At 70.6% G+C, this 18,467-nt stretch carries 15 protein-coding genes; 7 read left to right on the top strand and 8 right to left on the bottom strand.

The features are described from left to right. Positions 1–347 precede the first annotated feature (347 nt). The 4 genes from AB0M01_RS38580 to AB0M01_RS38565 all read right to left on the bottom strand — a co-directional run bounded on the left by AB0M01_RS38580 (position 348) and on the right by AB0M01_RS38565 (position 3,986). Positions 348–752 carry a universal stress protein gene (locus tag AB0M01_RS38580; RefSeq protein ID WP_363677695.1) on the bottom strand — a complete coding sequence of 135 codons (405 nt, stop codon included), beginning with the start codon at positions 750–752 and terminating at the stop codon, positions 348–350. A 161-nt stretch (positions 753–913) separates the two neighbouring features. Further along, on the bottom strand, positions 914–2,476 hold the full coding sequence (locus AB0M01_RS38575) for a tripartite tricarboxylate transporter permease (RefSeq protein ID WP_363677702.1): 1,563 nt from the start codon (positions 2,474–2,476) through the stop codon (positions 914–916). 5 nt (positions 2,477–2,481) lie between these two features. Next, positions 2,482–2,979, bottom strand: coding sequence for a tripartite tricarboxylate transporter TctB family protein (locus tag AB0M01_RS38570; protein WP_363677694.1), 498 nt, complete (start codon positions 2,977–2,979; stop codon positions 2,482–2,484). Next, a complete protein-coding gene (locus AB0M01_RS38565) occupies positions 2,976–3,986 on the bottom strand; it encodes a tripartite tricarboxylate transporter substrate-binding protein (protein ID WP_363677693.1) in 1,011 nt (336 codons plus the stop codon). The genes AB0M01_RS38570 and AB0M01_RS38565 overlap by 4 nt, the downstream gene beginning before the upstream one ends. A gap of 283 nt (positions 3,987–4,269) precedes the next feature. On the opposite strand from AB0M01_RS38565, the gene AB0M01_RS38560 reads away from it, so the two are divergent. The 3 genes from AB0M01_RS38560 to AB0M01_RS38550 are packed head-to-tail and all read left to right on the top strand — an operon-like array spanning position 4,270 to position 7,161. Continuing rightward, entirely contained in the window at positions 4,270–5,076 is an 807-nt protein-coding gene (locus tag AB0M01_RS38560; protein ID WP_363677690.1) for an IclR family transcriptional regulator, read from the top strand. Then, positions 5,066–6,370 carry a CaiB/BaiF CoA-transferase family protein gene (locus tag AB0M01_RS38555; RefSeq protein ID WP_363677689.1) on the top strand — a complete coding sequence of 435 codons (1,305 nt, stop codon included), beginning with the start codon at positions 5,066–5,068 and terminating at the stop codon, positions 6,368–6,370. The genes AB0M01_RS38560 and AB0M01_RS38555 overlap by 11 nt, the downstream gene beginning before the upstream one ends. Beyond that, positions 6,367–7,161 carry a citryl-CoA lyase gene (locus tag AB0M01_RS38550; RefSeq protein WP_363677687.1) on the top strand — a complete coding sequence of 265 codons (795 nt, stop codon included), beginning with the start codon at positions 6,367–6,369 and terminating at the stop codon, positions 7,159–7,161. Before AB0M01_RS38555 ends, AB0M01_RS38550 begins: the two co-directional genes overlap by 4 nt. Before the next feature lie 930 nt (positions 7,162–8,091). Here AB0M01_RS38550 and AB0M01_RS38545 read toward each other — a convergent pair. Together AB0M01_RS38545 and AB0M01_RS38540 are read right to left on the bottom strand one after the other, a co-directional pair. After that, positions 8,092–9,693 carry an AMP-binding protein gene (locus AB0M01_RS38545; RefSeq protein ID WP_363677686.1) on the bottom strand — a complete coding sequence of 534 codons (1,602 nt, stop codon included), beginning with the start codon at positions 9,691–9,693 and terminating at the stop codon, positions 8,092–8,094. Positions 9,694–9,843: 150 nt separating this feature from the next. Continuing rightward, on the bottom strand, positions 9,844–10,719 hold the full coding sequence (locus AB0M01_RS38540) for an SDR family NAD(P)-dependent oxidoreductase (protein WP_363677684.1): 876 nt from the start codon (positions 10,717–10,719) through the stop codon (positions 9,844–9,846). A 49-nt stretch (positions 10,720–10,768) separates the two neighbouring features. Here AB0M01_RS38540 and AB0M01_RS38535 point away from each other — a divergent pair, with 49 nt between their 5' ends. Continuing rightward, positions 10,769–11,896 carry a Xaa-Pro peptidase family protein gene (locus AB0M01_RS38535; RefSeq protein WP_363677683.1) on the top strand — a complete coding sequence of 376 codons (1,128 nt, stop codon included), beginning with the start codon at positions 10,769–10,771 and terminating at the stop codon, positions 11,894–11,896. Here the strand turns inward: AB0M01_RS38535 and AB0M01_RS38530 are convergent. After that, a complete protein-coding gene (locus tag AB0M01_RS38530) occupies positions 11,893–12,855 on the bottom strand; it encodes a helix-turn-helix domain-containing protein (RefSeq protein WP_363677681.1) in 963 nt (320 codons plus the stop codon). The two genes, AB0M01_RS38535 and AB0M01_RS38530, sit on opposite strands and share 4 nt — an antisense overlap. 70 nt (positions 12,856–12,925) lie before the next feature. Between AB0M01_RS38530 and AB0M01_RS38525 the strand changes: the two genes are divergently transcribed. From AB0M01_RS38525 to AB0M01_RS38515, 3 genes are all read left to right on the top strand, one after another. Beyond that, positions 12,926–14,200, top strand: coding sequence for an MFS transporter (locus AB0M01_RS38525; RefSeq protein ID WP_363677680.1), 1,275 nt, complete (start codon positions 12,926–12,928; stop codon positions 14,198–14,200). 46 nt (positions 14,201–14,246) lie between these two features. Beyond that, positions 14,247–14,753 carry a redox-sensitive transcriptional activator SoxR gene (soxR, locus tag AB0M01_RS38520; RefSeq protein WP_363677679.1) on the top strand — a complete coding sequence of 169 codons (507 nt, stop codon included), beginning with the start codon at positions 14,247–14,249 and terminating at the stop codon, positions 14,751–14,753. Positions 14,754–14,884: 131 nt separating this feature from the next. Next, complete coding sequence (locus AB0M01_RS38515; protein WP_363677678.1) at positions 14,885–17,002, top strand: DEAD/DEAH box helicase; 2,118 nt, start codon at positions 14,885–14,887, stop codon at positions 17,000–17,002. A gap of 10 nt (positions 17,003–17,012) precedes the next feature. Here AB0M01_RS38515 and AB0M01_RS38510 read toward each other — a convergent pair whose 3' ends face one another. Next, positions 17,013–18,377, bottom strand: a complete 1,365-nt coding sequence (locus AB0M01_RS38510; protein WP_363677676.1) for a lamin tail domain-containing protein — start codon at positions 18,375–18,377, stop codon at positions 17,013–17,015. Positions 18,378–18,467: the final 90 nt, after the last annotated feature.

The raw sequence follows: 18,467 nt of genomic DNA, 5'->3' as shown, positions 1-18,467 counted from the left end.
GCTTCCACCCGCGTTCCCGCCGCGGGAGTCCGCGCCGCGCGGAGCTGCGCCGCGGGGGTCTCCGCCGCGAGCGTCCGCATCGCGAGCACCTCCTCCGCGGGCGTCTCCGCCGGGGGCGTCCGCGCCCTCCTCGTTCCAAGTACCGGCCCCCGCCTCCGAGCCCGGCTCCGGCGGGGTGCTGCGGCCGCCCGACCTCCCGCCGCGACGACGAGGCCGCCGACGGCTGTTCGCCGTACGGGCGGGGTCCTGGACGGGACCGGTGGCTGGGGTGGGACTGGAGGACTCGGTCCGGGCATCAGGCATGGCACCGACCAGTTTAGGTGCCCGGCCCCAATCACTCACCCCGATTAGTCGCGGGGAGAGGTGACCTTCACCGCCAGAACCGGCACCGGCGACTCCAGCAGCACCCGCTGAGCAGTGCTCCCGAGGATCAGCTTGCCGACCGGCGACCGCCGGCGCAGACCCAGGACGATCAGCGAGACATCCTCAGCGGCGGCCGCCTTGAGGAGCTCGGCAGCGACGTCACCCGTGCCGACAGCCTGCTGGATGGTGACCTCGACGCCGGCCTCCCGGAGCTTGGTCTCCGCGGCAGCGAGCTCCTCGGCGTTGGCGTAGCGGTTGTCGATGTAGGCGTCGCCGCGGCTGGTGTTCAGCAGCAGCACGCCGGCGCCGCGCAGCTCGGCTTCGGCGGCGGCCGCGGTCAGGGCGGCCTCGCCTTCGGGGGTGGGCACGTAGCCGACGAGGATCTTCACGAGGTCACTCTCCCATCAGTCGGTCTCACCGGTTCCCGCACCTCAACCCCTCGTCCGGTACCGAACGACAGGAGGTGTCCCTCCCCGCCCACCACCCGGATCGTCCCGCACGCTCGAACGCCGCGGGCGAGGGCGGACACGTCCTGTCGTTCGGTACCGGATCAGTCGTCCTCGCCGAAGGTCAGCCGGTCGCGCGCCGGCTGGGTGCCCCGAACCCGCGCGACCAGCCGCGGCAGGTACGGGACGAACAGCGCGAGCACGGTCAGCACGATGATGACCAGGCTGAGCGGCCGGGTGAAGAACACGCTCCCGTCGCCGTTGGAGATCACCAGCGCGCGCCGGAACTGCTCCTCCATCGTCGGCCCGAGGATCACGCCCAGGATCACCGGCGCGATCGGGAAGTCGAGCTTGCGCATGAAGAACCCGGCGACCCCGATCAGCAGCGCCATCAGCACCTCGTACCCGGAGCCGGACAGCGAGTACACACCGAGACACGCGAAGACCAGGATCCCGGCGTACAGCAGCGGCCGCGGGACCTTGAGCACCTGGACCCAGATCTGGATCAGCGGCAGGTTCATGATCAGCAGGATCAGGTTGCCGACGTACAGGGACGCGATCAGCGTCCAGACCAGCGTGCCCTGGTCCTCGAACAGCTGCGGCCCGGGCTGCACGTTGAAGATCTGGAACGCCGCCAGCATCACCGCGGCGGTCGCCGACGTCGGCAGCCCGAGCGTCAGCAGCGGCACCAGTACGCCGGAGAACGACGCGTTGTTGGCCGCCTCGGGTCCGGCGACGCCCTCGATCGCGCCGTCGCCGAACTCGTCGGGGTGCTTGCGCCCGGCCTTCTTCGCCCGCCGGCGTTCGATCGTGTACGACAGGAAGGTCGGCACCTCGGCGCCGCCCGACGGGATCGCGCCGAACGGGAAGCCCAGCGCCGTACCACGCAGCCACGGCGCCCACGAGCGCTTCCAGTCGGCCTTGTTCAGGTACCCGGTCCGCAGCCGGCCCTTCTCGAGCACGGCCGGGCGGTCCGGCGTACTGCGCAGCTTCGATGCCACGTGCAACGTCTCGCCGATCGCGAACAACCCGACGATCACGATCACCACGTCCACACCGTCGAGCAGCCGCAGTGTGCCGAACGTGTACCGCTGCGCGCCGGACAGACTGTCGAGCCCGATCAGCCCGATGAACAACCCGACGGTCAGCGACAGCAGCCCGCGAACCAGCGAGTGCCCGACCAGCGCGGTGACCGCGACCATGGCGAGCAGCGTGATCGCGAAGTAGTCGGTCGCCTGGAACTTGCTGGCCAGGCTGCCGATCGGTTTCGCGACGAACGTCAGCAGCACGGTCGAGATCGTGCCGGCCACGAAGGACCCGATCGCGGCGGTCGCGAGTGCGGCTCGGGCGCGGCCCTTGAGCGCCATCTTGTGGCCCTCGATCGCGGTCGCGACCGACGCCGACTCGCCGGGGGTGTTGATCAGGATCGACGTCGTCGAGCCGCCGTACATCGCGCCGTAGTAGATCCCGGCGAACATGATGAAGGCGCCGATCGGGTCGGAGAAGTTGAACGTGATCGGCAGCAGCAGCGCGATCGTCAGCGCCGGCCCGATCCCGGGCAGGATGCCGACGAGCATGCCGAGCGTCACGCCGAGCACGGCCCAGAGCAGGTTCATCGGGTCGAGCACGGTCCCGAACCCGTGCATCAGGTCGCCGAAGACGGCCATCGCGATCACAGCCCCAGCACCCCTTCCGGCAGCGAGATGTCGAGGAACTGCGTGAACGCGACGTACACGACGACCGCCAGTACGACGGCCACGACGATGTCACGCACGAGCTGCCGGCTGCCGAGCACGCGAGCCGCGGCGAAGAAGAGCAGCGCGGTCGCGAGCATGTAGCCGAGCGGTACGACGAGGAACGCGTAGAGCACGAGCAACGCGGAGACGGCGACGGGCTCGAACCAGCTGCGGTCGGCGGACTTCGCGGTACGAGGTGAGCGCAGACCTTCGATCAGGTCGGCGATGCTCAGCAGCAACCAGGCGGAGGTGACGAGCAGCGGGAAGAACCGCGGCCCGGCCGGATCGAGGCCCTTCGGGCTGCGGATGTCGAACACACCCACCAGGAAGGTCGCACTCAGCACGACCAGCACCACCGCGGCGATGATCCGCACCAGCCGCGACGCTTCGACCTCGACGTCCGCCGTACGGACTGTCGTCTGCTCGTTGCTCATACGATCCCCAGCTCTTTCAGGAGTCCCTCGACGCGCGTCGTCTCGTCGGCGATGAACTTCTTCGCCTCGTCGCCGGTCTGGAAGAAGTCGGTCCAGCCCTGCTTCTTGCGGATCTCGTCCCACTCCGGCGAGCTGTTCACCTTGGTGACGAACTCGATCAGCCGTTGCCGGTCGGCCTCGGGGATGTCCGGCGGCGCGACGATCGCGCGCCAGTTGAGCACCTCGGTGTCGTACCCCTCGGACTTGAGCGTCGGGAGCTGCTGGCCGTCGACCGTCATCGGGTCGGTGCCGGTGGTCGCGAGCACGCGCATCTTCCCGGCGGTGATCTGCTCCTCGAACTCGCTCAGCCCGGAGATCCCGACCGTGACGTCGCCGGACAGGATCGCGGCGGTCGCCTCACCACCACCGGAGTAACTGATGTACTTCACCTTCGACGGGTCGCCGCCCGCGGTCTTCACCAGTACGCCGGCCGCGATGTGGTCGGTACCGCCGATCGTGCCGCCGCCCCAGCTGACCGACGCGGGGTCTTTCTCGTACTGGCCGACCAGATCCTTCAGCGTCTTCAGCGGCGAGTCGGCCTTCACCACGAACACCTCCTGCTCGGCGGTGATGGTGGCGATCGGCGTGGTGTCGGAGATGGTGATCTTCGACTGGTTCAGGGTCAGCGCGCCGACCATCACCAGGCCGGTGATCATCAGCGTGTGCGGGTCCTTGCGGTTCTTGGTGACCAGCTTGGAGATCCCGACGGCGCCGCCGGCACCGGTCACGTTCACCACCGAGGTCGAGCGGCCGGGCAGGAAGTCGTCCTCCTGTACGACGTGCTGGAACTGGCGCGCGGTGAGGTCCCACCCGCCGCCCGGGGCGGCCGGGACCATGATCTCGACGTTGCGGGACGGGAAGTCGCCGGCCACGCTGCCGCCTTCGAGGGCGGCGCAGCCGGTGGTCGCCAGCACGCTGAGCGACAACCCGCCGGCGAGAAAGGACCTACGGGTGACAGGACGCGACATGGGGTACCTCCTTCAGGCACGCGGAGGGCGCGGCGATGCCCTGGATCTCCGGCGACCGTAGCAGCATTCCACCAGGAGGTACAGAGATTCCGTTCTGCGGACCGGCGGGTTATCTTCGAGAGGAGAACCCGGCGAGAGGGGCAGCATGACGGACAGCGGCGAAGCTGCTGGGGGACGAGCGGACACGGGCGGCGCTGCGGGCGGCACGGGGCCGCGGAGCGGTGTGGAGTCGGCGGGAGACGCCGGAGCGCGAACCGGCGCGGATGCTGCGGGAGTTCCCGGGGTGCGGAGCGGTGCCGCGTCGGCTGAGGTTGGCGGCGAGCGGGAGCTGGCCGGCGTACGGAGTGTGCACCGGGCGCTGGATCTGCTCGAGCGGTTCGACGACGAGCACCCGACCTGGACGCTGGCCGAGCTGACCGCCGCCAGCAAGTTGCCCAAGACAACAGTTCTGCGGCTGGTCACGACGCTGGAGCAGCGCGGCCTGGTGGCCGCGATCGGACCCGGCCGGTACGCGATCGGCCCGGGCTTCCTGCGCTGGTCGCGGTTGAGCAGCGCGAGCATGGAGATCCCGCCGGCCGTCCGGTCCGCGATGGGCAAGCTGGCCGCCGACACAGGGGAGACGGCCAACCTGTACATCCGGGTCGGGCGGACGCGCGTCTGCCTCGCCCAGGCCCAGGGCACGCTGAGCGTGCGGCACTCGATCGCCGTCGGCTCAGCGCTCCCGCTCTGGGGCGGCGCCGCATCGAAGGTGCTGCTCAGCGACCCACCGGTGCTCGCCGCCGACCCATCGGTGATCGACGACGTCGCAGGCGAGTCGCCGTACGGCAGCGACTTCCCCAAGAAACTCCGCGCGATCGCCGCCGCAACCGGCGAGCGCGGCTTCGCGATCACCCACGGAGAACGCGAACTCGGCGCCTCCGGCGTCTCCGCCCCCGTACTCCGCTCCGACGGCCGCGTGGTCGCGGCCGTCGGCATCGGCGGCCCCACGACCCGCTTCAACGAAGAGCGCCTCCCGGCGTACGTCCAGGCCGTACGGCGCTGCGCACGCACGATCAGCGCAACGGGCTGGAGCGGTTTCAGTGCCTCCTGAGACCCAGGGAGAGCGCGCTCCGGCGATCACCCCCTCGGCCGACCTGCTCGCCGGCGTACGAGTGCTCGACCTGACCAACGTCCTCGCCGGCCCGTTCGCCGGCTACCAACTCGGCCTGATGGGCGCCGACGTGGTGAAGATCGAGGTCCCCGGCACCGGCGATCTCGCCCGCAATCTCGGCGGCGACCCCGAGCTGAGCGCGCGCGGTCTCGGCGTCTCCTTCCTCGCTCAGAACAGCGGGAAGCGCTCTCTCACGCTCGACCTCAAAGCACCGGCCGGCCGCGAGGTCTTCGAACGGCTGGTCCGCGACGCCGACGTACTGCTGGAGAACTTCCGCCCGGGCGTCCTCGAGCGCCTCGGCTTCGGCTGGGACGTGCTGCACACACTCAACGAAGGCCTCGTGTACTGCGCGGTCTCGGGCTTCGGCCAGACCGGGCCGATGCGCGGGCGTCCGGCGTACGACCAGATCATCCAGGGCCTGTCCGGGATGATGAGCGTCACCGGTACGCCGGAGAGCGCGCCCACGCGGACCGGGTTCCCGATCGCGGACACGCTCGGCGGGTACGCCGCCGCGTTCGCGATCTCGGCCGCACTGGTGAAGCGCGCACGGACCGGCACCGGCAGCTACCTCGACGTCTCGATGCTGGAGACCGCCGTCGCCGCGATGGGCTGGGTGGTCTCCGACCACCTGGTCGCCGGCCGTGAACCACGGGCTATGGGCAACGAAAACGTCACCTCAGCACCATCGGGTACTTTCGCGACCGCCGACGGCGCACTGAACATCGCGGCGAACAAGCAGGAACAGTACGTCGAACTGTGCACCGCACTCGGTCGCCCCGAGCTGATCACCGACGACCGCTTCGCCACCCGCGAGGCCCGCAAGCAGCACCGGACCGAGCTGACGCGCGAGCTGGAGAAGACCCTCAGCGAGCGCTCGGCCGTCGAGTGGGACGAGCTCCTGGCGACCAGCGGCGTACCGGTCGCTCCGGTGCTGACAGTGCCGCAGGCCCTCGCCCTCGCCCAGGTCTCGGAGCGCGCTCTCTTGCACGAGGTGCCGATGCCAAGATCCTCCGAGAACACCGGTGAGCGCTCTCTCCGCGCGAACGACGGGGGCGGCTCCGGGGGCGCGGCACGCTCCCTGCGTGTGCTCGGGAGCAGTGTTCACGTCGACGGACGGCCGGTCGGGCCGACGGGTCCGCCGCCTGTCCTCGGTGAGCATGTCGACGAGATCCTCGCCGGCGTCGGCTACAGCGCCGACGAGATCGCCGACCTGCGAGCCGAGGGAGTCGTATGAGCGACGTTGCCGACTGGTGGTCGACCGCGATCACCGACATCCAGCCCGGCGTGATCCGCCTCCGCGGGTACGCCGTCGAGAAGCTGATCGGTGCGGTCAGCTACCCGCAGATGGTCTGGCTGATGACTCGCGGCGAGTTGCCGTCCCCGGCCGAGGCCGCGCTGCTCGAACTCACCCTCGTGGCCGCTGTCGACCACGGCCCGCAGGCGCCGTCGATCGCCGCGGCCCGGATGGCGGCGTCCTGCGGGCTCGACCTGAACAACGCGATGGCGACCGGCGTCAACCTGCTCGGCGACGTACACGGCGGCGCGGGGCAGCAGTGCCTCGAAGTCTTGCAGCGCCTCCACGCATCAGGCGAACCGCCGGAGGATGCAGCACGTGCATTGGTTGCCGAGTACAAGCAACGCAAAGCCTTCGTCCCCGGCTTCGGTCACCGCTGGCACCCGCGCGACCCGCGCCGCGACCCGCTCATCATCGCGCTCCAACAAGCTGCGGATGCCGGAACCGTCGGAGGTGAGTACCTGCGGCTGGCCGTCGCCCTCGAGAAGGTGCTTGCCGAAGGCACCAAACCGGTCCCAATGAACGTCGACGGCGCCACCGCGGCGATCTACGCCGAGCTCGGCTTCGCCCCCGAGCTGGCGCGCGGCCTGTTCGTCCTCTCACGCTCGGTCGGCCTGCTCGCCCACGCCTGGGAGCAGCAGCAGGAACCGACCCGCATCAAGGGCCCGCTCCCGAAGGGCATCAACCCGACGTACACGGGCCCGGCCCCCCGGTCGCTTCCCAACCGATAACCACCACCCGAAGCCCCACGAGCCCACTCCTGCTCAACTTGGGGTCCGCCACCGAGCCTCACGTTCGGAGTCGCCGCCCGCCTGGCACTCGAGCCGCGGGCGCGGACTCCCACGCCATCCGCCTCGCACTCGCGGACCTTCGCCGCTGCACAGTGCAGCTGATCCCGGCGATCCACCGGTCGGTGGCCGGCGTCCGATGGACCGTGCTGCGGATGGAGCGCCGGCTGGCGCACCCGCCGGAGAAGGTCTGGCGCGCACTGAATGCGGCCAGCAGCGCGGAGGCGATGTTCTGCGCGTACTGCAGGCCGTACGCGCTCTTCACGGTCTGCAGGCCGACCGGCAGAGCGCAGCCCGGTCACCGCGAAGCAACCGCCGTCGAGCCTCACATCCAGAGTCGCCGCCCGCCTGGCAGCTGCGGCTGCGGACCCGGACGCCGTCTGCCTCCCGCTCGCGTGCCTCCACCCTCGCGCAAGCGCTGCCGCGCACGCACCGCCCCGGCAATTACCGTCGGGCAACCGGCGCCGCGCAATCATCGCCCTGCAGTCACCGTCGGCGGTCACTTCCGGGCAACCGCCGTTGCGCAACGCCGTCGGGCAGCAACCGCCGTGGCAGCAGCGTGAGCCTGGCTCTCGAAGCGCTGCTCAATCAGTGGGTGCGACGCCCAACACTGTCCAAGCCCACGACACGCCGAGCCCAACCCCGTTGCGCGCGGCGTGTCGCGAGGTTGATCAGTGGTGGGCGTCGTCAGCCGGTGGTCTCGCTGTGCCGGCTGGACGCCCAGGACCGGGTCGGGGTTGCGGAGAGCGGAGCGAATGGCGAGCGGATCCCCAGCACTCACCAACTCGCCGACACGCCGGCCGGCGTGCCGGTGGCGCGGCGTGTCGGGGTGGTTAGTGAGTGGTGCAAGTCCGCGCCAGAGGCGGGAGCCAGTCAGGTTTCGGGTAGCTCCCGCTTCAGCACCTTTCCGGTCGCCGTGCGCGGCAGGTCCTGCACGACGATCACCTCCCGCGGCGCCTTGTAGCGCGCCAGGTTCGCTCGCACATGCTCGATCAGTTCGTCCGCGCCGGCGTCCGAGTCATCGAGTACGACGTACGCAACCAACCGCTGGCCGAACTCCTCGTCCGGCACACCGATCACCGCCGCATCCCGCACCGCCGGATGCGTCAGCAGGCAGTCTTCGACCTCGCCCGGGTACACGTTTTCGCCGCCGGAGACGATCATGTCGTCCTCGCGGCCGTCGACGAACAGCCTCCCGCGGGCGTCCAGGTGCCCGAGGTCGCCGGTGCTCATCCGGCCGTCGACGACGGTCTTGGTGCTGCCGTCGGAGTAGCCGCCGAAGACCAGGCCGCCGCCGGCGAAGATCCGGCCGGTCTCGCCAGCCTTCCGCGGGCGGTCGTCCGGGTCGAGGATGCGGACCGAGGAGCCGAGGCACGGGCGGCCGACGGTGCCGGGGGCGGCGACGAGGTCGGCGGACGACGCGATGGTCGCGATGCCGATCTCGCTCGACCCGTACGCGTCGCAGAGGACCGGGCCGAACGTGGTGATGAAGCGGTCGGCCAGCGAGGGCGGGAGCGCGGAGGCGCCGGAGACGACGGCGCGCAGCGAGCTGACGTCGTACCGGGCGAGCTCGGTCGGGCCGAGGTCGAGGAGGCGTTGGAGCATCACCGGTACGGCGACGACCGCGCCGGCGCGGGTCGCGTCGATCGACGCGAGTACGGCGGCGGGGTCGAAGCGGCGGGCGAGGACGAGCGGGGAGCCGAGGAAGAGGGCGAGCATCGAGTTGAGCAGGCCGAGTCCGTGGAACAGCGGCGGGCAGATCAGCATCGGCTCGCCGGCGCGGAGTCCAAAGCGCTGGAGCGCGGAGGCGGTGAGGCCGGCGAGTCCGAGGGCGGTGGGGGCGCGGGGTGCGGCTTTCGGCGTACCGGTGGTGCCGGAGGTGAGGATGGTGATGTGGCCGGGATGATCAGGGAACGGTGGAGTGCTGTTGGAGGACAGATGGTCGAGATCGCTGCCTTCGGTGCTCCAACCAAGGATTCCTGGCAGCCCGGTGAACTCCTCGTCGTGCACCAGCAGATCGGGCCGGTGCTTCTCCAGTACGGCGGCCAGCTGCGGGGGAGCGAACTCCGTGTTCACGAACAGCACGTCCGCGCCGAGTCGCGACGCGGCGAGTGTCGCGGCGAGGAAGTACCGGTGGTTCCGGCAGAGCACCGCGACCTTGCTCCCGGCAACGATCCCGTGCTCGGCGTGCAGCCCCGCGGCGATCGCCGCCACCCACTCGTCCAGCTCGCGGTACGTCAACGATCCGCGCTCGTCGATCACCCCGGCCCGGTCCGGGAACCGGATCGCGGCGATCGCGCCGAGCGCCGCCATCGACTGCCCCCACCGCCGCAACGCCCGCTCGATCCCCGGCACCTGCAACGGTCCCGCCGACCGCCAGATCCCGGACCGAGCCAACGCGACAGAAACGCCACCGACCTCAGCCACACCGCGCACCAACCACTCCGGCGCCCGCATCGGCCCGATCGGCCGCACCGGCGGCCTCATCGCATGGCCCCGGCTCGTCGCCCCTGCCGTGTCGCCTTCGTGTTCACAGCGCACCCCCTGCGCAACCGCCCAACGAATCGCCGCCCACTCCTCGCCCGGCCCGCGCTCTCGCCCGGCGTCGCCCCGCCTCGCGCCTGCTCATCCCGCCCGCTTCCGCTCGCTGCCCCTCTTGAAGTACTGCTCGAACAACCGATCCGTCGGCACCCGCAGAAGGTTGCCCAGCGCATCAGCCGGTCTTACCAGCGGCGGCGTGATGTTGTGCGGCTTCTCCGCCACGGCCCGACAAACTTGATCAGCGGCCTGCGACGGCGACAACCCCGGCAGGCTGTTCAGCAGCGGCGTCGGTTCGCTCATCCGCGTGTGCACCAGCCCCATGTACACCGTCGACGTCGTCACCCCGTCCTGCCGCAGCTCCTGCGAGATGCAGCGCAGCCACACGTCGAACGCGCTCTTCGACGCCAGGTACGCCGACCAGCGCGCCATCGGCGGCGTACGGACGCCCGCCGTCGACACGTTCACGATGTGCCCCGCGCCGCGCTCGCGCATCGACGGCAGCAGCTCGAGCACCAGCTTGGCCGGCCCGAGGTAGTTCACCGAGTTCGTCCGCTCGATGTCGTGGAAGCGCTGGTAGGAGTCCGCGATCGACCGCCGGATCGACTTGCCCGCGTTGCTCACCAGTACGTCGACGCGCCCGTGGTCGCGCAGTACGTCGGCCACCAGCTGCTCCACCGACGCCGGATCAGCCAGATTCGTCGGGTACGCATCAGCGCGCCCGCCCGCGGCCCGGATCTCCCCGGCGACCACGTCGAGCTGCTCCGCGGTCCGCGCGACCAGCAGCACGATCGCCCCGGCCGCGGCCAGCCGTCGAGCGGTCGCCTCGCCGATCCCGTACGACGAACCGGTGATCAGCACGACCTTGTCCCGGACCGCGTCGGCGAGCCGGGCGTCCGGGATCCCGCTCCGGCCGTTGATCAGCGCGACGAGCAGCGGCCATCCCGGCGGTCGTTTGTCCATGCGACCGATATTACTTGCAGGTAGCTTCCAGGGACATAGGGTCGGCTGCATGAGTCGTCGACAGTTGCATCAAGTAGCTCCGGAGCCCGCTGTGCTCAGGAGGAGGCTCCAGCGAGCACAGGAGGTCGCTGCGGGGACCGGTCTGGTCGTCGCGCCCGGCTCCGACCTGCGCTACCTGATCGGCCAGGGCGGCGGCTCGTTCGAGCGGCTCACCGCGCTGGTCATCCCGGCAGCGGGCGCACCTGCGCTCGTCGTACCGAAGCTGGAAGCACCTGGGTACGCCGACGTGCCGCTGGCCGAGCTGGGCGTGGACGTACTGACCTGGGTCGATGGCGACGACCCGTACGCGCTGGTGGGCGAGCGGCTGGGCAAGCCGGAGCAGGTGGCGGTCAGCGACTTCGCCATCGCGCTGCACGTGCTGGCGCTGCGGCAGGCGATGCCTGCGGCCGAGCAGGTGCTGGCCGGGCCGATCGTGCGGGAGCTGCGGATGCGCAAGGATGCAGCGGAGATCGCCGAGCTGCGCGCCGCCGGGGCGGCGATCGACCGGGTGCACGCGCGGGTCCCGGAGTTCCTCCGGGCCGGGCGGACCGAGGCGGAGGTCGGTGCGGACATCGCCGCGGCGATCGTCGAGGAGGGGCACGTGACGGCCGAGTTCGTGATCGTCGGCAGCGGGCCGAACGGCGCCAGTCCGCACCACGACGTGTCGGACCGGGTGATCGAGTCCGGTGACGTGGTGGTTGTCGACATCGGCGGGCCGCTGCCGTCGGGCTTCAACTCCGACTCCACCCGCACGTATGCCGTCGGTGAGCCGCGGGATGCGGATGTGCGCGCGACGTACGGCGTACTGCAGGAAGCGCAGCAGGCAGCTGTCGACGCTGTGCGGCCTGGTGTCACGGCTGAGTCGATCGACGCTGCTGCTCGGTCGGTGATCGCTGCTGCCGGTTTCGGCGACTACTTCATCCACCGGACCGGGCACGGGATCGGGCTGGACGTACATGAGGAGCCCTACATCGTTGCCGGCAACCAGTTGGTGCTGGAGCCGGGCATGGCGTTCAGCGTCGAGCCGGGGATCTACCAGGCGGGCCGCTGGGGTGCGCGGATCGAGGACATCGTCGTCGTGACCAGCGACGGCGTGGAGTCGGTCAACAACCAGCCGCACGAGCTGGTGATCGTCTAAGCCGACCTGAACGTCTTCCGGTACGCCAGCGGCGAGACGCCGAGGCTGTTGCGCAGGTGGTGCCGCAGTGAGGCCGCCGTACCGAGCCCTGCTGCTTCAGCGATCCGGTCGACCGGCAGGTCTGTCGTCTCCAGCAGGTGGCAGGCGTGCCGGATCCGCTGCTGCAGCAGCCAGGTGCCGGGGGACTGGCCGGTCTCGGCCTTGAAGCGCCGGCTGAACGTGCGCACGCTCATCCGCGCGTACGACGCCAGGCACGCCAGGCTGAGCTCCTGGTCGAGCCGCTCCAGCGCCCATGCCCTGGTCGGGCCGGTGCCGTCAGTGCCCTCGTCCGGGATCGCGCGCTCGATGAACTGCGACTGGCCACCGTCCCGCCACGGCGGTACGACGCAGTGCCGGGCGGCGCGGTTCGCCACCTCGCTGCCGAAGTCGCTGCGGACCAGGTGCAGGCACAGGTCGACGCCGGCGGCCAGCCCGGCCGAGGTGATCACGTCGCCGTCGTCGATGAATAGCAGGTCCTCGTCGAGCTTCACCTGTGGGTAGAGCGCGCGGAACAGGTCGGCGCGGATCCAGTGCGTCGTCGCGGGCCGGCCGTCGAGGATGCCGGCCGCGGCAAGCACGAACGCGCCGGTGCAGATCGAGGCGATCCGAGTGCCCGGGCGGATCAGCGCGAGCGCCTCGGCGACGTCGTCGGGGAGCGTGCCGAGGCTGCGCGGCTCGGGGAGGTAGGTGCCGGGGATGATGACGGTGTCGGCCTCCGCGAGGACCTCGGCGCCGTAGTCGGGGACGATCGTGAAGCCCGCCGACGCGCGGACGGGTTCGGGGCGGACGCCGCAGACCTTGACGTCGTACAGGTGCGTGCCGTCGGTGCTGGTCGCGTTCCCGAAGACCGTCGGCGGGATGGTCAGGTCGAAGCCGACCACCGGGTCGAGGGCCAGGACGGCGATCCGGTGCGGGGTCATGGCCACATCTTGACACATGGTGGCGGTCAGGCCACTGGTTTGGCTCCGGATCGATCCGCATACTCCTGGGGTGACCGAGATCCTGGAGAAGAAGACGTACCGGCTGCACCGCGCCTGGCCGGTCGCCGCCGTCGGGTTCGTCACGCTGATCGGCGCCGCCGGCTTCCGGTCGGTGCCCAGCGTGCTGCTCGACCCCCTGCACGACGAGTTCGGCTGGTCGCACGCCACGATCTCGACCGCCGTGTCGATCAACCTGCTGCTCTACGGGCTGATCTCGCCGTTCGCGGCGGCGCTGATGGACCGGCTCGGGCTGCGCAAGGTGGTCAGCGGCGCGCTGGTGCTGATCGCGCTCGGCAGCGGGCTGACGATCTTCATGGACTCGTCGTGGCAGCTCCTGCTGTGCTGGGGGCTGCTGGTCGGCGTCGGGACCGGCTCGATGTCGATGACGTTCGTGGCGACGATCACCGGGCGGTGGTTCGTCGAGCGGCGCGGGCTGGTCACGGGGATTCTGACCGCTGCCGGTGCGACTGGGCAGCTGGTGTTCCTGCCGCTGATTGCTGCGCTTGCTACGTCGTACGGGTGGAGGGTGCCGGCGCTGGTCGCTGCTGGTGCCGCGCTGGCAGTGGTGCCGTTGGTGCTGCTCTTCCTGCGGGACTACCCGAGTGACGTCGGCCTGCGCGCGTACGGCGCCCCGGAGGGGAGCCTGGCGGGGCAGCGGGTCACCACGACCGGCAGCAGTGCGCTGCGGGCGCTGACTGCGCTGCGGGACGCCTCAAAGCGTCCGGCGTTCTGGCTGCTCGCTGGTGGGTTCGCGATCTGCGGGGCGTCGACGAACGGACTGGTCGGTACGCACTTCGTGACCGCCGCGCACGACCACGGGATGCCGGTGACCACCGCCGCGTCGCTGCTGGCGCTGGTGGGGATCTTCGACGTCGGCGGGACGATTGTCTCCGGCTGGCTGACCGACCGGTGGGACCCGCGGTACCTGCTGATCGCGTACTACTCGCTGCGCGGGCTGTCGCTGCTGGTGCTGCCGTCGCTGCTCGGGCCGACCGCGCAGCCGAGCGTGTGGGTGTTCATCATCTTCTACGGGCTGGACTGGGTCGCTACTGTGCCGCCGACCGTCGCACTGTGCCGGGAGTGGTTCGGCGTGGACGGGCCGATCGTCTTCGGCTGGGTGTTCGCGTCGCACCAGGTGGGCGCTGCGCTCGCTGCTACCGGGGCCGGCGCGATCCGCGACGTGCAGGGGAGCTACAACCTTGCGTGGTACCTGGCGGGTGGACTGTGTGCTGCCGCTGCGCTGATGTCCGCGAGCATCGGGCGCCGTCTGGTCGTACCTGCCTGATCGGTTAGCCTCGACTTTGGTTGAGGTTGGTCGAAGGGAGCAGGTCATGGACATCGAACCGGGTGAGCTCACCGTCGGACAGCTGTCCGACCGCAGCGGCGTCGCGATCTCCGCGCTGCACTTCTACGAACGCCAGAACCTGATCCTCAGCCGCCGCACCGCCGGCAACCAGCGCCGCTACAAACGCGACACACTGCGCCGCGTCGCCCTGATCCGGATCGCCCAGCGCGTCGGCATCCCACTCGCCGAGGTCGCCGCCATCCTCGCCCTCCTGCCCGACAACCGCACCCCCACCAGGCAGGACTGGGAACACATCTCCGAGTGTTGGCAGGCGGAGCTCGACCGCCGCATCCTCCAGCTCGAACAACTGAGAGACGACTTCAAGGACTGCGTGGGCTGCGGCTGCTTGTCGTTGGACCGCTGCGGTTTGGCCAACCCGTACGACGTACTGGCGAAGAACGGGCCTGGGCCGCAGCGCTTGGTTGATCCTGCGGGCAACCCGTGTCACCCGGGTGCTGCGTGCCAGGGCAACACCTGCGGAGCCACTGCGTAGGCGGGTTCGCCGGAGCGGAGTGGCCGAGCGAAGCGAAGGCCCGGGGCGGCCGGCTCCTCTCCCTCCCGCTTTTCCACAGGTTGGGCGATGGAGCCAACGCGTTGGGGGTGGGGGCGTCTAGGGTCTTTGTCATGGGTGATGCGTTGAAGCTGTCCGAGGCTCGTGCGGCGACTGCTGCTGGGGTGATCTCCGCCATCGCGGGGGAGTCGGCTCGGTTGCGGGAGGACCAGGAGACTGCGGTCGCGGCCTTGTGCGAGCCCAACGCGCGGGTGCTGGTCGTGCAGGCGACCGGCTGGGGCAAGTCGGCGGTGTACTGGGCCGCGACCGCGATCCGCCGGTCCGAAGGAGCCGGACCGACGCTGGTGGTTTCGCCGTTGCTGTCGTTGATGCGCGACCAGGTGGCCGCGGCGGCGCGGGCCGGGCTGCGGGCGGCGACGTTGAACTCGTCGAACTTCGACGCCTGGTCGGATATCGAGAACGATCTGCGGTCCGGCGCGATCGACGTGCTGCTCGTCTCACCCGAGCGGCTGGCGAACCCAGGGTTCGGCCGGCGCGTGCTCGACGGGCTCGCGGGGCAGATCGGGTTGCTGGTGATCGACGAAGCCCATGCGGTCTCCGACTGGGGGCACGACTTCCGCCCGGACTACCGGCGCGTCTCCGACGTACTGCAGAAGCTCAACCCCGAGACTCCCGTCCTCGCCACCACAGCGACCGCGAACACGCGCGTCACCGAGGACGTCGCGCACCAGCTCGGCGCCTCCACGCTCGTCCTCCGCGGACCGCTCGCGCGCTCGAGCCTTCAACTCGCCGTTGTCGACGCGCTCTCTCCGCTCGACCGGTTCGCCTGGGTCGTCGACCACCTCCCGAAGCTCCCTGGTTCCGGCATCGTCTACACGCTGACCGTCGCCGACGCCCAGCGCCTGGCCGCGGCGATCCAGGAGGTCCACGGCGCAGCCGTGCCGGTGGCGGCGTACACGGGCGGTCTCGAAGCCGGCGAGCGCGAGTTCCTGGAGGACGCGCTGCGCGAGAACCGCCTGAAAGCGCTCGTCGCGACCTCCGCGCTCGGCATGGGCTACGACAAACCCGACCTCGGTTTCGTCGTCCACGTCGGCTCGCCGCCGTCGCCGGTCTCGTACTACCAGCAGGTCGGCCGCGCCGGCCGCGGCATCGACCACGCCGTCGTCGCGCTGCTCCCGTCCGACGCGGACGCGGGCGTGTGGGACTACTTCGCGACCGCGACGATCCCCGTGCCCGAGCAGGTGAACCGGCTGCTCGCCGGCCTCTCGGCGTACGGGCCTGACCAGGCGGCGACCGTCCCGTCGCTGGAGGCCGAGACCGGGCTGCGCCGCGGCCGGGTCGAGCTGATGCTGAAGCAGCTGGCGGTCGACGGCGCGGTCGAGCGGGTCGAGCGCGGCTGGGTGCGGACCGACGCCGAGTGGACCTTCGACGCTGCCCACTACGACGGTATCGTCGCCGTACGACGGCGCGAGGCCGACATCATGCGCGCCTACACCCGCGGAGAACGTTGCCTGATGCAACTGCTTCAGGAGTCGCTGGACGACCCGACCGCCGAGCCGTGCGGCCGCTGCTCGGTCTGCCTCGGCCTGCTCCCGGACCCGCTGACCGCGGCGCCCGACCCGGCGACGGTCGAGACGATCACCCGCCAGCTGCGCGGCGAGACCCACGTCCTCGAACCGCGCAAGATGTGGCCGGGCGGAGCCTTCGGCGCGAAGGGCAAGATCCCGCCGGCCCTGCTCGCCGATCCCGGCCGCACGATCGTGTACGCCGACGCGCCGGAGTGGCGCGAGGTGCTGCGCTCGGTCTTCAGCGACGCCCCCGACCCCGCCCACGTGGAGGCCCTGAAGTCCGGCTGCGTCGCCGCCCTGTCCCGCTGGCGCGACGCCTGGTCCCGCCGCCCCGAGGTCGTCGTCCCGCTCCCGGCCGCCGGCCACCGCCCGCTCACCACCGCGATCGCCGACCACCTCGCCGAAATCGGGCGGCTGGAGCGCACCGAGCTCACCCTGCACCCATCGGCCCTCGACGAGGGCCTGTCATCCGCCGAGGAGGCGAAGGTCTGGCGCGACGCGATCGAGATCGACGGGACCACGACGCAGGCGATCGCAGGTCGCTCGGTCCTGCTGGTGGTGGACGCGTCGTCGTCCCAGTGGCCGATCACCGTCGCAGCAGCCAAACTCCGCGAAGCAGGAGCGGCCGCCGTACTGCCGCTCCTGATCCACAGGCGTCCGTAGAGGGTGAGGACTAGCAGTTCAGCGTGCCCGAGCGGAGTGCGTGGTTGGCGTCGTTCGCGTCGTCGGACCACACGGCCGTCTTGTGCCCGCCGCTGCAGGTCGGGGCGATCGCGAAGCCCTCGTTGTTGAAGTTGCCCATGCCGGTCGGGCGGGCGTAGACGGCGGTCGATGTGAACTTGCCGGCCGCGTTGATCGCGAGCGTCGACGTCCGACCGTCGCAGGTGTCGTCGCAGGCGGCCCACAGGCGACCGGTCGAAGCCTCGAACTCCAGGTCCATCGCCGCGCTGAAGCCGCTCGGGATGGTCGCGACGCGGGCGACCGCGCCGCCCTGCGACAGCGCGTACGCGTAGATCGTCCCGTTGGCTTCGAGGCCGACGAAGAAGAGTCCGGAGCCGTGACCCGGATAGGAGCCAGGGGAGTACGGCGCGCCGGTGCGCTCGTCGCGGAAGCCGTGGGCGGTGAGGAAGCTGTCGGGGATCCACGAGATCCCCTCCGGGCCGCTGTTCGCCTCGACCGACGGCAGGTCCGGCTTCAGGTTCCACTCCGCCGTCGCGTTCGACGAGGACCCGGACGGATCGAATCGCAGCACCTTCGGCAGGCTCGTGCCGCTCTTGCTGTTGTCGCGCTCGGTCGCCACGAACAACCCCTCGGGCGTGAACACCACACCCTCGGCGTCCGGGTCGCCGCTCCCGTTGGCGTACCGCAGCGTCCTCGTCACATCCGCCCGCCAGGTCGACCCGTTCGGCACCAGCCGGTACAGCTTCCCCGGTCCGTTGTTCGCCGCCCACAGCACACCGGCCGACTCGAACGACAGGCCGCTCAGGTTCTCCCCGAATGCGTTCGACGCGTCCGCAACAGTGACCGACGATCCACCCGGCCAAGCGCCCTGCGACGAACCACCACCGCTGCACGCGTTCGCCGAGCCCCGAGTCGAAGCAGTCGTCGTCGCAAACCCGCCGACGCCGTCCGCGCACCGCCCGTACGTCGTACTGGCGTGCTCGCTCCACTCGTACGAGTCGATCAGCGTCGAGCCCTTGTACAGCCGCACCTCGTCGTCACTGCCCAGCCCGTACGACGACTCGACGTCGAGCACCAGGTACCCACCGGGCGCGATCGACGTCCCCGACTTCACCTTGTACGAGTGCGAGTTGTCGTTGTCCTTGACGACCCAGCCCGAGACGTCCGCGGCCGTCGTACCGGTGTTGACCAGCTCGACCCAGTCGCCCGGCGACCCGCCGTTGGACTCGATCTCGTTGATCCGGACCGGACCGGGTTCGGCCGCGGCGGCCGGAGCCGCTCCGGAGAGCCCGAGTGCGAGAACCGACAGAGCGGCAGCGGCGCAGGCCGCCTTTCCACGCCAATGTGTACGCAGCACAGCTGGTGGTCCTTTCCTCACCGGGGAGCAGCAGGCGCCGCACCCCGGGAAAGCTTCAGCGACACCGACAGCCAGCAGCTGAACACACAG

Origin of the sequence: Kribbella sp. NPDC051770 (assembly GCF_040681455.1) — a bacterium.
Classification (GTDB): domain Bacteria; phylum Actinomycetota; class Actinomycetes; order Propionibacteriales; family Kribbellaceae; genus Kribbella.
Note: the sequence above shows the minus strand (reverse complement) of the source record. Positions and strands in the feature narration are given on the sequence as shown.

Excerpts from the sequence above, each read along its gene's own strand:
- AB0M01_RS38575 (WP_363677702.1), bottom strand. The coding sequence starts at position 2,476 with ATGGCCGTCTTCGGCGACCTGATGCACGGGTTCGGGACCGTGCTCGAC.
- AB0M01_RS38570 (WP_363677694.1), bottom strand. The coding sequence starts at position 2,979 with ATGAGCAACGAGCAGACGACAGTCCGTACGGCGGACGTCGAGGTCGAA.
- AB0M01_RS38565 (WP_363677693.1), bottom strand. The coding sequence starts at position 3,986 with ATGTCGCGTCCTGTCACCCGTAGGTCCTTTCTCGCCGGCGGGTTGTCG.
- AB0M01_RS38550 (WP_363677687.1), top strand. The coding sequence starts at position 6,367 with ATGAGCGACGTTGCCGACTGGTGGTCGACCGCGATCACCGACATCCAG.
- AB0M01_RS38540 (WP_363677684.1), bottom strand. The coding sequence starts at position 10,719 with ATGGACAAACGACCGCCGGGATGGCCGCTGCTCGTCGCGCTGATCAAC.
- AB0M01_RS38535 (WP_363677683.1), top strand. The coding sequence starts at position 10,769 with ATGAGTCGTCGACAGTTGCATCAAGTAGCTCCGGAGCCCGCTGTGCTC.
- AB0M01_RS38530 (WP_363677681.1), bottom strand. The coding sequence starts at position 12,855 with ATGACCCCGCACCGGATCGCCGTCCTGGCCCTCGACCCGGTGGTCGGC.
- soxR (WP_363677679.1), top strand. The coding sequence starts at position 14,247 with ATGGACATCGAACCGGGTGAGCTCACCGTCGGACAGCTGTCCGACCGC.
- AB0M01_RS38515 (WP_363677678.1), top strand. The coding sequence starts at position 14,885 with ATGGGTGATGCGTTGAAGCTGTCCGAGGCTCGTGCGGCGACTGCTGCT.